This window comes from Streptomyces sp. NBC_00080 (genome assembly GCF_045041255.1).
GTDB lineage: Bacteria > Actinomycetota > Actinomycetes > Streptomycetales > Streptomycetaceae > Streptomyces > Streptomyces coriariae.
Genome location: NZ_CP108235.1, coordinates 6,671,499 through 6,685,306 on the forward strand (window position 1 = coordinate 6,671,499; position 13,808 = coordinate 6,685,306).

The following is a 13,808-nucleotide window of genomic DNA, read 5'->3' on the forward strand; positions in this document are numbered from 1 at the left end:
GTTGACGGCAGTGGGGACTGCCGTCAACGCCGGTGCTCCGTCGGCCCAGAAGCGACGACATTCAGGGACCAGCGTGACGAACTCGGGTGACTTCGGGGGCAGCCAGGAACTCGACCGCCTCAAGGCGATGCTCGAGAGCTGGCGCACCTCGCTGGTGGACCTGAGCGGCCGCAACCGGCTGCTCAATTTTCGCCACACCAAGTCGGCGACACTGGAGATCTCGACTCCATCCGCACAGGAGCTCATCAAGGGCCTGACTCGCGGCTGGGACTTCGCGCCGCTCCCGGACGAGGAACCGGAGGCCAGTGAGGGCATCGGATCCGGCGATGTGGTCCTCACGAAGAAGGGTGACCGCACCGACGGCATCGTCACCCAGAAGACCACCGCGCCTGCTCTCCTGCGCGCGTTGAACAGTCTTCGCACCAAAGCGACGCAAGTCTTCAACGACTACGGTCTGTGGACCCTCAACCTTGGCGTCGGCATGCTCCGCTGGCGTGAGGATGGAGCTGAGACGGCCAGCGACGCCCCCCTGATCCTGATGCCAGTGGTCATCGAGCGCGCGCGCAACGGTCGGATCCGCCTCAGGGCGAGCGATGACGAGGAACCGCGCCTTAACCCGGCCCTGAAAGTGAAGCTGCAGCAATTTCACATCGACTGGACACAGGTCGCCGAACAGGACCCTTCAGATCTGCAGGCGGTGCTCTCCGCCGCGGCTCGCGCGGTGGCGGGCAAGGCCGGATGGCAGATTTCCGACCGCGTGGTGCTCGCACTCTTCGCCTCCCACAAGGAGTCGATGTACCAGGACCTGCTGGACAACGAGGACCGCGTCCTCGGCAGTGACCTCGTACGAGCGATGGCGCTCGGCCCTTCCGGACTCGGCTCCGACCGTTTCGACTTCGAGGAGATCAAGCTCGATCGGATTGACGAACTGAGCCCGCCCGAGGACAGCCCCCTGGTGCTCGACGCCGACGCCTCGCAGCGGCAGGCCGTCGCCGCAGCCGTGGCCGGACAGTCGTTCGTCCTGGACGGTCCGCCCGGCACCGGCAAGAGCCAGACGATCACGAACATGATCGCCGGCCTGATGCACGCGGGCCGCAGTGTGCTGTTCGTCAGTGAGAAGGCTGCGGCCCTCGACGTCGTCCTCGACCGGCTGAAGTCGGTTGGACTCGACTCATACGCGATGGCCCTCCACAGCCACAACACCAGCCGCAAGGCGGTGGCCCAGGAGCTGGGCCGGGCGCTTGCGGAGGAGCCGCGCGCACCGCAACTGTCACAGCAGACCCTGGCGCAGGCCAGAGAACTGCGCCTCGCACTCAGCGCCTACGCCGAAGCGATGAACGAGGTCCGCGACCCACTGGGACGGACTCTGCACGACGTGATCGGTCGGGTCGGCCGGCTGTCCGAGGCGCCGGTGGCCTATCTGAGCCATGGCGACGATAACCCCAAGGGGGTAGAGGCGACGTTTCGCGCTGAGACGCTCAGTGACGAGGACCTGCGCCTGATCGTCGAGGCGACGAACACCATTTCCGACGCTTGGGAGGCGGTCGCCGACCCGTCCTTCCCCTGGCGCGACTTGCGAGTCGGCCTGCCGCATCCACGTCCTGTGCTAGAGCAGGCGCAGGCGGCGCGGGACGCGCTCACGACGGTGGTCGCCCGGTACCGAGATCTTGCGCCCGGGGGAATGCCCGTCACGGACCAGAGCGGAATCGACCGTCTGATCGCGCTCCTGCGGCTGCTCGACATGCGGAGTCCTGTGCCGGAAGCGTGGCTGATCACGGATGCCTTCGCCGACGAGGTGGACGACCGAGCCGACGCCTTTCTGGCGGAACTGCGCAAGGTGCAGCGTACGAGCACTGCCGTCCGTGCGGCGGTGGGCGAGCGTTGGCAAGAGCTGTCCACCAGGCTGACGGCTGTGCCAGGGAAAACCGAGAAGGCGCTCTCGACGATGGCACCGCGCGGCCTCGACCTCGCCGGACTCACGGAGGAGCGAGCGCGACAGCTCGCCGGGGAGTTCGACACGACCGCTGGTGTGCTGGAGCGGACTCTGCAAAGCCTCACCGGTGTCAGCCACCTCACCGGGCTCACGAATCCCGACAGCCCCGAGGAAGCACGTCATCTGTGTGACGTGCTCGCCGTGGCCGGCACTGAACACCGTCCTCTCGAGCAGTGGCTGGTCCATGACGGCCCCGCGCGGGCGGAGGAGGCGGCCGTCGGGGTCGCCGCCGACGCACTGAGCGACTTCTTCCTACGACGGGACCAGGTACTCTCCGCACAAGCCCTCGCGACGAACCACGCGGGCCCGGGATGGGCCGAACTTCGTCGGGAAGTGAGCTCCGAGAGACCGGCCAACGAGCAGGCCCTCGCTGCACTGGAACCGCCAGGCGCCGACATCGCGGCACTGACCGGCCGGGAGGCCGCGGAGCTGGCCGAGCGGTTCGACACGCTCGCCGACGCCCTTGAGATGGCCGCCGGGCACGCCCACTCGGTGGCCGAGCGCCTCGGGTGTGACCGGCCGAAGGCGACGTCCGAGGCGGACGATCTGGCCACGCTCGTGGAGCTGGCCACAGCCTCGGACCGCACGCTCGAAGCATGGCTCGATCCCCGGGCACTCCCCGATGTTCGGGCAGCCGTCACGGAGATCTCCTCGGCCGCCGAAGACCTGGCTGCCGCGGAGGAGGCGGCCCGCGACACGTTCCGGCCCGAAGTCGTCTCCACACCCGAACTGTCCGAAGCAGTCCACCGGCTCCTGGAAGGCCGCCAGGGACTTGCCGGCATGCTGTCCAGCGGCATCCGGGCCGACCGGAAGCTTTTGGCCCGGCTGACGCACGGCGGTTCGTGGCGCGGAGAGCTGAACGACAAGCTGCCACTCGCCGACGCCTGGTGCGCCGCGCACCGGAGGCTGCGGTCGCTGGCCACGACCCACGCCGAGCTGATCGGCCGCTATCGGGGCACGGCTTTGCCCGACCTCCCGGCGCTGCGCAAGGCACTCGCGCACGCCGAAGCGGTCCACGCACTCGCGCCGGTAACCGTCGCCGACCCCTACCGCCGGAGTCTGCTCGCCACTCACCTGGCCGACGGCCGAGAGTCGCACCCCGCACTCGTCGAGCAGGGCACGGCGCTGCGCAGCCATCTCGCCACGTGGCGAAGGGATTTGGACGGTCCGTCGCTGGCGCCGCATGCGGCCGACCTCGCCAAGCAGCCGCTCGGCGAGGCCGCCCGCTGGCTGCGCGCCCACCTTGCCCCATTGCGACAGGCCGTCGCGTTGCTGGACACCGTGGCCTCGGTCGGTCGCCGGGACAGTGGCCCCGGTTCCGAGCACACGCTCGCCTCCGTGCGCACCGCGGTCACGGCCGCGCACGCGGCGCAGAAGGAGACCGCCGCGTTCGCCGCTCAGGCCGTAACCGACCGTAGCCTTCTCGGCCCCTGGTACCAAGGCCTCGAGACGCAGATGGACGACCTGCACGATGCCGCGCCCAACGGTGTGACGGGCTACCAGCACGTAGGGCAGCTCCTGCGCCGCGGCCTTGATCTGACGCGACAGCAACCGGGCCCGTACGCCACGGAGCAACAGCGCGAGTTTCTGGGCCGGTACGCCCCGGAAGGGCACCCCCGTACCGAGGCCTTGTGGGCCGCCCTGGACGCCGCCCGGCTGATCGTTGGTCTCGCACCTGACACGCTCACGGAACCAGCGCGCCGGATCAGCCTCGTCGAGGTACTGGCCGACGGTCGACCCCAACCGCGCGAACTCCTCGCACAGACCGACCAGATCCGCCGTGACCTGGACCTCTGGCAGGAGTACACCGGGCAGCCCCACGTCGCGACGGTAGGCACAGCGCTTGCTGCCCGCCCCTTCGAACGGGCCGCGAGTTGGCTCCGCGCGCATGTGGAGCCCTTCGAGGACGCGGCCGACCTCATCCGCTCAACCGCCCGCGTCATGGACAAGGAGACGGGCCTCACCCTGTCCCGGGCCAGAAAAGCGGTGGCCGCCGTCGCCTCCGCCCGTGCCGCCGAGTCCTCTTTCGCGGAGAACGACTCCTTGTACCGAAGCCTTCTCGGTTCCCTCTACCAGGGCACCGAGACAGACCGTGATGCGATCCTGGACGCCCTGGACTGGGCCCAGAAGGTCCGTCGTACCGCACACGGCGGCCACTCCGCGCCCCTGCCCGAGGCAGCGGCCCGGCTGATGCTGGCCGCCTCAGCCGACTCGTCCGTCGCGGCCCGCTCCAGCGATTGGAGCGCTCAACGCGAGTTGCTCGCCGGGTATTTCGAGCCTGAGCGGGCTGAGGAGCTGCGACGCGAACTCGCCGAATCCCTCACCGCGGCCCAGTCCGTCCTGACCCGCCTCGACCACGACCCCTTCGGGCCCGAAGCATGGATCAGCTGCGCCGAGGCACTGACCATGCTGCGCCGCTACCACCTCGACAGGCTGCCCGACCAGCTTGCACGCCGCGAGGTTTCCGCCGAGGACTTCCCCGCCGCCATGGAGCGTGCGGTGCTCACCGCGTGGGTCGAGCACCAGCTCGCCACGGACCAGAGGCTGAAGCCGATGCGGGCCGTGGAACGCGACCAGTTGGTGGAGCGCTTCCAGAGGGCGGACCAGGACCTGGTGGCAGCGGCACACGCCGAGGTCATCGCAGCGTGCAACTCCCGCCGCCCCCGCCGGACGTCGGTGGGCCAGGCCGCCGTGATCCGGCGCGAGTCCGAGAAACAGCGTCGCCACATGCCCGTACGGCACCTGCTGCAGCAGACCCGCGACGTCGTGCGGCTGGTCAAGCCCTGCTTCATGATGAGCCCTCTGACGGTCAGTCAGTTTTTGCCGCCTGAATTCGAGTTCGACGTTGTCGTCTTCGACGAGGCATCCCAGGTGCTGCCCCAGGACGCGGTGAACTCCGTCTACCGGGGCAAGGCCCTCATCGTGGCGGGCGACCAGAAGCAACTGCCGCCGACCTCGTTCTTCAGCGCGGCCGGCGACAGTGACGACGGCGATGAGTGGGACGAGGACGCCACCGACGGCTTCGAGTCCATTCTCGACATGTGCAAGGCCAGCGGAGTCCTACGCGGGCTGCCCCTGCGCTGGCACTACCGCAGCCGACACGAGAACCTGATCGCCTTCAGCAACCACGACTTCTACGACAACTCCATGGTCACGTTCCCGGGCGCGCTGGAACAGGGACCGGACATCGGCGTGGAGTTCATCAAGGCGGACGGCGTCTACGACCGAGGCGGGAGCAGCGACAACCCCCTTGAGGCCACGAAGGTCGCCCAGCGCGTCATCCACCACTTCGACACCCGCCCCGAGCACACGCTCGGCGTGGTCGCGCTGTCGAAGGCGCAGGCGGAGGCAATCGAGGAGGCGGTGCAGAAGGCGAGGGCCGCCCGCCCGGACCTCGACCACCACTTCACGGAGGGCCGACTCGACGGTTTCTTCGTCAAGAACCTCGAAACCGTCCAGGGAGACGAGCGCGACGTCATCATCCTCTCCATCGGCTACGGCCCCGACCACCGGGGCAAGCTGCTGTCGACATTCGGCCCCATCAACAGAGAGGGCGGCTGGCGACGCCTCAACGTGGCCGTGACCCGGGCCCGGCGCCGCATGGAGGTCATCGCCTCCTTCCACGCAGGCGATCTGCCGGACAGCGCCAACAAGAGCGTGCAGCATCTCAAGCGGTACCTGCAGTACGCCCAGCACGGTCCTGCGATCCTCCAGGTGGAGGCCGCCGATCCGGACGCGGCTCCGGAGAGCCCCTTCGAAGAAGAGGTCATCGACACCCTGCGCGGCTGGGGATATGAGGTCCAGCCGCAGGTGGGGGTCGCCGGATTCCGTATCGACATGGCGGTACGACACCCGGGTGCGCCCGGCACGTACGCGCTGGGCATCGAGTGCGACGGCGCCATGTATCACTCCTCGCGGGCGGCTCGGGACCGCGACCGGCTCAGGGAAGCGGTCCTGCGCGACTTGGGTTGGAGGCTGCACCGAATCTGGGGCACGGACTGGTACCGGAACCGGCGGGATGCGATGGCGCGGCTACGGGCCGCGGTGGAGCAGGCGTGTGCGGAGGATCCGCATGCGGTGCGAGTGGCGCCACCCGTGGGGATGGACGGCAGTGGCGGCGACCTTGGCAGCGGTGACAGTACGGCGGAGGCGGTGGAGGGCCCCATGAGTGCGGGGCGCGGAGAGCCTGCAGAAGGGACAGCAGGTGGTCCGGCAGTCCCGCGAGTGGAGTTCGTGACGGTCGACGCCGGCCCTGCACCTTGGAGCCGTCCTTACCAGGAGGTCGACCCTGACCTGTTGGCAGAGGTACGTGACCGATCGAGCAGCCAGCGAGGCATGCGGAGCGTGGAGTTGCAGGACCCCGAAGCCCTTGAGCTGGTGGCGGACGTGGCGCTGTGTGTGGTCGAGGTGGAAGGGCCCGTTGAGAAAGAGGTGATCTACACCCGGGTCCGTCTCGCGTGGGGCCTCGGACGAGCCGGCCAGGTGGTGCGCGACCGTATCGACCGAGCTCTTCGCCGTCTGCTCAGGCAGGGCAAGATCGTCCACGTCGGTACGGCCTACGACAGGCCCGGCCACGAGACGGAGTTCGCCCGCACGCCGACGGAGCGGTGCGCCCGACGAGTCGCGGAGGTTCCCGTGGCGGAGCGGCAGCTCGTGCTCAGAAACGTCGTCGACGAAGGACCGGGCGTGCATCGCGAGGACCTGCTGCGGGAAGCCGCTCGATTCTTTGGGTGGGCGCGGCTCGGAGCCGATATCCGGGACGCGCTGACTGGCGACATCGACGCGTTGATCGCCGCCGGAGACTTGATCGAGTCGGAGGGCGGTCTGATGCCCGCCGAGGGTTCTTGATTCGTTGCGGTGGGCTCTCCTCATATCGTTGAAGTCCTCGTCGTCGCCTCCGTAGAGCAGCCGTCCGATGTCCACGTCGGGCGGTGCAGGGTGAGGCCGGGGCCCTGGCCGCCGTTGCGTTGGCCAGGCTCCCTTGCGGCCTGTAAGCCCCGATACCGGCCGCGTCCGCTGGGATGACCCGGACGCTACCGAGGTTGACCTCGCCGACTCCAGGGGTCTGAGCCCATGCACTCGGTATCCGGATGTCGGTCGGGGAGACCGGGCACGCGGTCCGCTGCCTCCAATGCGGCCACTGGTACGACTGCCAGTACCGCCAGGTACCCTCAAACACATCGTCATCGCGGCCCGACGGGCTTCCGCTCCACTCCGGTGGAGTCTCGAAGGACATGCCCCCACCCGCACGAGTCTTTTCGTGCTGCCTGGGGGAAGTCCTTGCTGTTCCGCGCGTCCGCGAAAACGGTCGCCGTCATGGCACTCGACGGTTCGCTGTTCCTGCACCTCACCGACAAGTTCGTCCACATGCATGGCTATCGGCCCGGCGATTCAGAGGTGCGTTCCTGGGAGCGCAGCATCCCGCTTCTGACCGCCGCGCTGAACGAGGCCGGCCTGGGCGACGTCGAGGTCATGCTGGAGTATGCGCTACCGCTGAACAGCAAGCGTGCCGACGTCGTCCTCGCCGGCTTGCACCCGGTCACACAGGAGCCGTCCTACGTTGTGGTGGAGCTGAAGCAGTGGAGCCAGGCGGCTCCGCACGAGGACGACCCCACCCTGTGCCATGTCGATGCCTACGTGCACCCCGTGCTCAACCCGATCGAGCAGGTGCGGCGATACTGCGACTACCTGATCAACTTCAACGGTGCGGTTGCCGAGCACGGCGAGCGGATCCACGGAGTGGCCTTCCTGCACAACGCCACCGAGCTCGGGGTCGCGGGGCTGCGGGAGATCGAGCGCGACGGGCAGGGACTGCTCTTCACGGGGGAGCGTCGCGGTGCGTTCCTGGACCACCTCCGGTCGAAGCTGAGCGACAAGCACCCGGGGGCCCGTGCGGCGGACGAACTGCTCGCGGGCGCCACCGTGCCGTCTAAGCAGTTGATGTCCGTGGCAGCTCAGGAAGTGCGGGAGCGACAGCAGTTCGTCCTTCTCGACGAGCAGCAGGTTGCCTACCGCATTGTGCTCAACGCGTTGGAGAGGGCGAAGCGCGCCGACCACAAGGAAGTCGTCATCGTCACAGGCGGCCCCGGTACCGGGAAGAGCGTGATCGCGCTCCAACTGCTCGGCGAGCTCTATCGGAGGGGCGTTGCTGCGGTTCACGCGACCGGCTCGCAGTCGTTCACCAAGACGATGCGCAAGGTGGCCGGCTCTCGCAAACGGGAAGTCCAGGATCTCTTCAAGTACTTCAACAGCTTCATGACCACGGAGAAGAACAGCCTGGGTGCTCTGATCTGTGACGAGGCGCACCGTATCCGGGAGACCTCCGCCAACCGCTACACCCGCGCGGCACTGCGGACGGGCAGGGCGCAGATCGACGAACTCATCGACGTCGCCCACGTACCGGTCTTCTTCCTGGACGAGCACCAAGTGGTGCGGCCCGGTGAGATGGGCACCGTGGACGAAATCCGTGAGGCCGCGGCCAGACGAGGCATCGACTGCCATGTCGTCCCCCTGGAGAGCCAGTTCCGCTGCGGAGGCAGCGACGCCTACCTGCGCTGGGTGATCCGGCTTCTCGGCCTCGAGCCCGGCGGGCCGGTCGTGTGGGAGCCCGACGACCGCATGCAGTTGCTGGTCGCCGACAGTCCGGAAGAACTGGAGGCGTTCCTCGACGCCCGCCGCGCCGAGAAATACGGTGCCCGGATGTCCGCGGGCTACTGCTGGCGGTGGTCCTCCGAGCCCAAGCCCGGCGATCCACTGCCTCTCGACGTCGTCATTGGGGGCTGGGCCCGGCCTTGGAACTTGCGCGGAGACCGGTCGGTCTCCGGCGCGCCCCCGTCCGCGCTGTGGGCCACCGACCCTGCGGGCTTCGGGCAGATCGGTTGCGTCTACACCGCCCAGGGATTCGAGTACGACTGGTCCGGCGTCATCATCGGCCCGGACCTTGTTTGGCGAGGCGACCGCTGGGTCACCGACCGCACCGCGTCCAAGGACCCGGTGTTCAAGAAGTCCACACAGGACACCGATGTGGACCGTCTCATTCGGAACACGTACAAAGTGCTGCTGACGCGGGGCATGGTCGGCACGATCGTGTACTCGACCGACCCGGAGACCCGGGAGAAGTTGCGGGACCTGGTGTCCGGTCGACAGGAGCCACAGCCTGCCGCGATCGAGGAGCCCCTTCTGCGGCGCTGAGCACGTGATATCCGGCCATGATGCCCGTGCTTCCAGCCGACCGATGTGTCATATGCGTTGGGAGGGACTTCGCTTCCTTAAGATCCCAGACGTCATTGCGGCCCGACGGGCTTCCCCACGTGGACATGCCCCCATCCGCACGAGTCACTCGTGCCCTGGGGGATCCACCTCGTGTCCATGCTCCTGCTGAAACTGGCAGCGCGAGATCTGCTGAACCTGAACTCAAGACGCCGTATGGTGCCCCACCTCGCCGCGAGGTGGAAGCACTTCCTCAGCACCGACGCTTCGTTGACCGAACGTTCCGCCTGGGCAGAGAGCCTGGTGCATCTCGCCGAGGATCTGGTCGCCGCCGACCGTGGGAACGTCGAGATGGTCGTCGAGTGCGCGGCCACGCTCGACGAGGCCGACCGCGCTGGGGACCCGCGGCTCATCGACGTCGTCCTCGTGGGCCATCATCCCGAGGAGAACGGGCTGTCCGTCCAACTCGTCGAGCTGAAGCGTTGGTCGACGGTGACCCGAGTGGAGCGAGCCACCGCGGAGCTGGTGCATGTCCCCGGCATGGGGGAGAAGAAGCACCCCGCGCTGCAACTGCGGGAATACTACGAGGCGTTCACGGGTGACAGAGGGCCCTTGCACGGACTGGACTACGAGTGTGGCGGCTTCGCCTATCTGCACAACGCCACCGACGCCTCGGTGCTCCCACTGGTCGGCGTGGACGCGCCGACCGGTTCCTACGCCCGTGTCTACACGAACGACCGTCGCGCCCAATTGGTGTCGGACCTGCGGAGCAGCTTTGCCGCCGACGGCGCCGACTCGGCGGCCGAGATCCTGCTACGGAGCATGGGCCTGCGCAACACCCCGCTGCTCGACGCAATGATCCGCTCCAGTGGTGAGGACACGGTCTTCACCCTGCGCGGCCGTCAGAAGAAGGTCGCGGACCAGATCCTTGAGACGGCCGCCCAAGTACTTCCGGATCCGCAGCGACCCGCTCTCCTTCCCGACGCGCGACGGGTGGTCTTCCTCGTCACGGGCGGTGCCGGCACGGGTAAAAGTGCCATCGGCCTGCAGCTCAAGGCCGAACTGGAGGCGGAGGGCCGCACGGTCAAGTATGCGAGCGGCAGCCGGGCCTTCAACGGAGCCCTACAGGAGCATGTCGGTTACGGAGACCGGGAGTTCAAGGAGACCTTCACCTACTTCAGCAACTTCGTCACCCCGCCCGACCCTCCCCTGGACGTGTTGATCTGCGACGAGGCACACCGCCTGCGCGACCGCTCCACCAACCGCTTCTGGAAGCCCGAGGACTGGGGTACCAAGCCACAGGTGGACGAACTCCTCGACGCCTCCCGGCTGACGGTGTTCTTCCTCGACGAAGGGCAGTCCGTGCGTCCGCAGGAGGTCGGCACGGCCGCCCTCGTGGAGGACGCCGCGAAGCGCTACGGCGCCGTCCTGCTCCGTAGCAGCCTCCGGGAACAGTTCCGGTGCGGCGGCAGCGACGCCTACATCCGCTGGGTGCGTGGTGCACTGGGGGTGTCGGACGCGAAGCCGGAGTTGTGGACCCCGGATGGACTGATGCACGTCGAGGTCGTGGACAGCCCGGAGGAACTCGAGCGGATCATTCATTCCGAGGCGGGGGCGGGTGCGTCCGCGCGCATGGTCGCCGGTTACTGCTGGCCCTGGACGAAACCCCTGGGCAAGGAGAAGCGACTTGAGCCCGACGTCCGGATCGGTGACTGGCACCGGCCGTGGAACGCGGACAGCGAGTCCTTCTGCGAGAACAAGACCGTCCCGCCTTCCAAGATCTGGTCCGTGCACGAGAACGGCCTCGGCCAGATCGGCTGCGTGTACACCGCGCAGGGTCTGGAGTGGGACTGGTGCGGCGTGATCATGGGTGAGGACATGGTGCGCCGGGGTGACCGTTGGGTGTTCCGCCGGGGCAAGGAGATGGCGGACAAGGAGGCGGGCGTCAAGCGGGTTGCCGTTCCCGGGTCGTTCGATCCCAAGGTGAAGCTGAAGAGCGTGGACGAGGACGAGTTCGCCAGACTTGTCCGGCACGCGTACCACGTGCTGATGACCAGGGCGAGCCGGGCGACCGTGCTCTACTCAACGGACGAGGAGACCCGGGCCTACCTGAAGGGGCTCGTCGGCGATGTCCAGATCCACGGTCTGAGACCCACCTGGGAGAACCTGCCGGAGCAGGCGCGACAGCCACATCTGCCCCGTCCCGCCCGAGGACGGCGCCGCCGCAGGAAGCGTCAGAAGAAGGACACTCCGCCCGGAGAGTTGCGTCTTTTCTGAAACGGTGCACCGGTACGTGGAGTGGCGGGCTCCCGGGCCCGCCACCTGCCGGTCAGAAGACCAGGCGCGCTACCACGATGAGGGCCGTCACCAGCAGATTGGTGATGACTCCCACCGTGACGTCGACCAGAATCTGACGAATCCGGTCACGACGTGCAAGCTTGTACTCAACGGGGTCCATCGGTTTCCACTCCTGAGCGTGAGCTGGGAATGGCAGGGATCGCCCTACCGGGCATCCGCAGTCACATCGCGTGTGGCACGCGGTGGAGACCACTCGTCGCTCATCGCCGAGGACCGGCACCTGGAACACCGCCGACGTACCCTCCGGGAAGGTGCGTAGCGGGTAACCAGGTTAGTGCACGTGCCGGTTGACGCAGACCGAATCAGGACCTCGCGGTGTCTCCAGCCGGCTGCCGGACGCGGGCGTATCGGCTGTGTGGAGTTTGTGAGTCTCCACCTGAAGGCGTTGGCGGGGCTCCGGGATGTTAGTAGTCCGCCCACGACAAGTCACTCAGCTGCGTGCCATCTGTTGAGATCGCAGAGAGTCCGGTGGTACTCCAGGTGTGCTTCGTCGATGTGGTGACTGTCGTGCTGACGAAGCCGCCCCACGGATTTGCCCCCGTGTGTACGCTTCACGACGCCGTCGACATCGACGTAGATTTCGAGCCCGTCGAAGAGGACGTGGTGATTGGGGCACAGGCAGAGCAGGTTCGGCAGCTCGTCCGGACCGTTGTGAGGCGTTCCGAGACCACGTATGTGAGCGGCCTCGCTGTACGGTCTGCGCTTGTACTGCAGGCGTGTCTCGCAGATCTGGCAGGCGTGGCCGTGCAGCTCCTTGACCCGTGTGGTGATCGCGGCGTCGCGAACAAGCTGTGAGGAGGTGCGCGTCCGTCGTGCGGTTGGACCGGTCGCGCGCTCGGTCGCAGCGGCACCCTCTTGGCCGTCAGCGTCCTCGTCCTCGTCGACCAGGCCATCAGCCGTGGCGTATCCAGAGAGTCCTACCCGATTTAGCAACTCACGCTGGTCGACACCGTCGAAGTACGTGCTGCACAGCTTGATCACGGCCTGCAGGCGGATAAGGGGGTCCCTCAGCAGCTCAGCGCTTGTGTGGGTCAGTCCGGCGACGGGCTGGTGCGTGTCGAGGGCACCTGTTCCAGGGGCAGTACCGGCGTCACGCTCCATCCCGTGCACCTCCCAGAGGTCGCTGCCACGCAGGTGCCAGAAGGGGTACTCGGGGGTGACTTTGGAACCGGGGAGTCCGAACTCGGCGAGGAGCGGACTCACCTCCGTCCGGAAGAGGGCCCACGGTGTCAGGCGTGGCCTGTCCGCGGAAATCCGGGATATCGCCCACAGCAGGGCCAATGGCTGGTGGCGGCTGGGCGTTTTGCTTCCTGGTTGACGATGAGTGCGGAGGGAGCCGAGCCGCTCCAGCAGACCCTCCGCGGTGAGCTGGTCGGCTGTGGCTGTGGCTGAAGACGGCGTCAGCGGTGACGGAACCACCGGCCGGCTCTTCGCCGGTAGCAGCGGGAGAACGCTGCGGTAGCTCTCGGGGGACCGCAGAGTAAGGCTCCACAGAGGTGCTGGAACGTTCATCTGGCGCAGCACGGGCGCTGCGAGGACAGGAGTGGGAAATTCCTCGACGTCACCCAGCGCCATGATGTGTTCCCAGGTGGCGTTGTCACTGTCGACTCCCCAGACCCTCCGTGCCACAGGCGAGCTGGTGAACAGGTGGAGAATGCGTGCGCGAGCGAAGAAATGGTTCGCCGTGTAGAAATACACATCGTCACCGACGCGACGATCTCGCAGTGCTCGTGATTTTTCGTTGTTGTCTTGCGCGGTGGGAGTGGCACCCCACAATCGAGCGATTCCGTCTGGATACAGGGCATTCAGTGTGGTCGCCTGGTCACCGAGCACATCCTGGATGTCCGAGATCCGGATGCCCTGGTGTACCGACTTGGCGAAGTTCTGTGCCCCTCGAAGCCGAGCCCCGCCGCGAGGCTGGAGGAGTATCTGTGGCTCTGCCTGCGGCGGGCGGTCCGCAGCGGTGCTTCCGTCCTCCACGGTGAAGCCGAGTGCTCGCAGACGGTGTGCCACTGTGCGTGCACCTCCGCTGAAGTCGTCGGCCGACAGCAGAGCTCCGACTGAGTACAGATGAGCTACGCCGGCTATGGCCTTCGAGTCGTAGCTGTCTCCGTCTACGACCAAGACGTATGTCAATGCCCTGCCGAAGCCGTATCGGCGGCGAAACGTCTCGCGCCCCAAGCCCTGACACTCCGCGACTGCAGCCAGCACGCCTGCGCGCGTGATATCCCCAAGTCCCATGTCGAGG

General features: G+C 67.4%; 5 protein-coding genes. 3 read left to right on the forward strand and 2 right to left on the reverse strand.

The features are described 5' to 3' along the window. Window positions 1–73 precede the first annotated feature (73 nt). The 3 genes from OHU34_RS29760 (at window position 74) to OHU34_RS29770 (ending at window position 11,479) form a co-directional block, all read left to right on the forward strand. Window positions 74–6,841, forward strand: coding sequence for a DUF3320 domain-containing protein (locus OHU34_RS29760; protein ID WP_405769150.1), 6,768 nt, complete (start codon window positions 74–76; stop codon window positions 6,839–6,841). Window positions 6,842–7,273: 432 nt separating this feature from the next. Next, on the forward strand, window positions 7,274–9,184 hold the full coding sequence (locus OHU34_RS29765) for a DNA/RNA helicase domain-containing protein (protein WP_405769152.1): 1,911 nt from the start codon (window positions 7,274–7,276) through the stop codon (window positions 9,182–9,184). A 177-nt stretch (window positions 9,185–9,361) separates the two neighbouring features. Beyond that, complete coding sequence (locus tag OHU34_RS29770; RefSeq protein WP_142267791.1) at window positions 9,362–11,479, forward strand: DUF2075 domain-containing protein; 2,118 nt, start codon at window positions 9,362–9,364, stop codon at window positions 11,477–11,479. Between the two features lie 52 nt (window positions 11,480–11,531). Here the strand turns inward: OHU34_RS29770 and OHU34_RS29775 are convergent, their stop codons facing one another. Together OHU34_RS29775 and OHU34_RS29780 are read right to left on the reverse strand one after the other, a co-directional pair. Continuing rightward, window positions 11,532–11,660 carry a DUF6408 family protein gene (locus tag OHU34_RS29775; protein WP_235034476.1) on the reverse strand — a complete coding sequence of 43 codons (129 nt, stop codon included), beginning with the start codon at window positions 11,658–11,660 and terminating at the stop codon, window positions 11,532–11,534. Between the two features lie 326 nt (window positions 11,661–11,986). Further along, window positions 11,987–13,801 carry an HNH endonuclease gene (locus OHU34_RS29780; RefSeq protein WP_235034475.1) on the reverse strand — a complete coding sequence of 605 codons (1,815 nt, stop codon included), beginning with the start codon at window positions 13,799–13,801 and terminating at the stop codon, window positions 11,987–11,989. Window positions 13,802–13,808 lie beyond the last annotated feature (7 nt).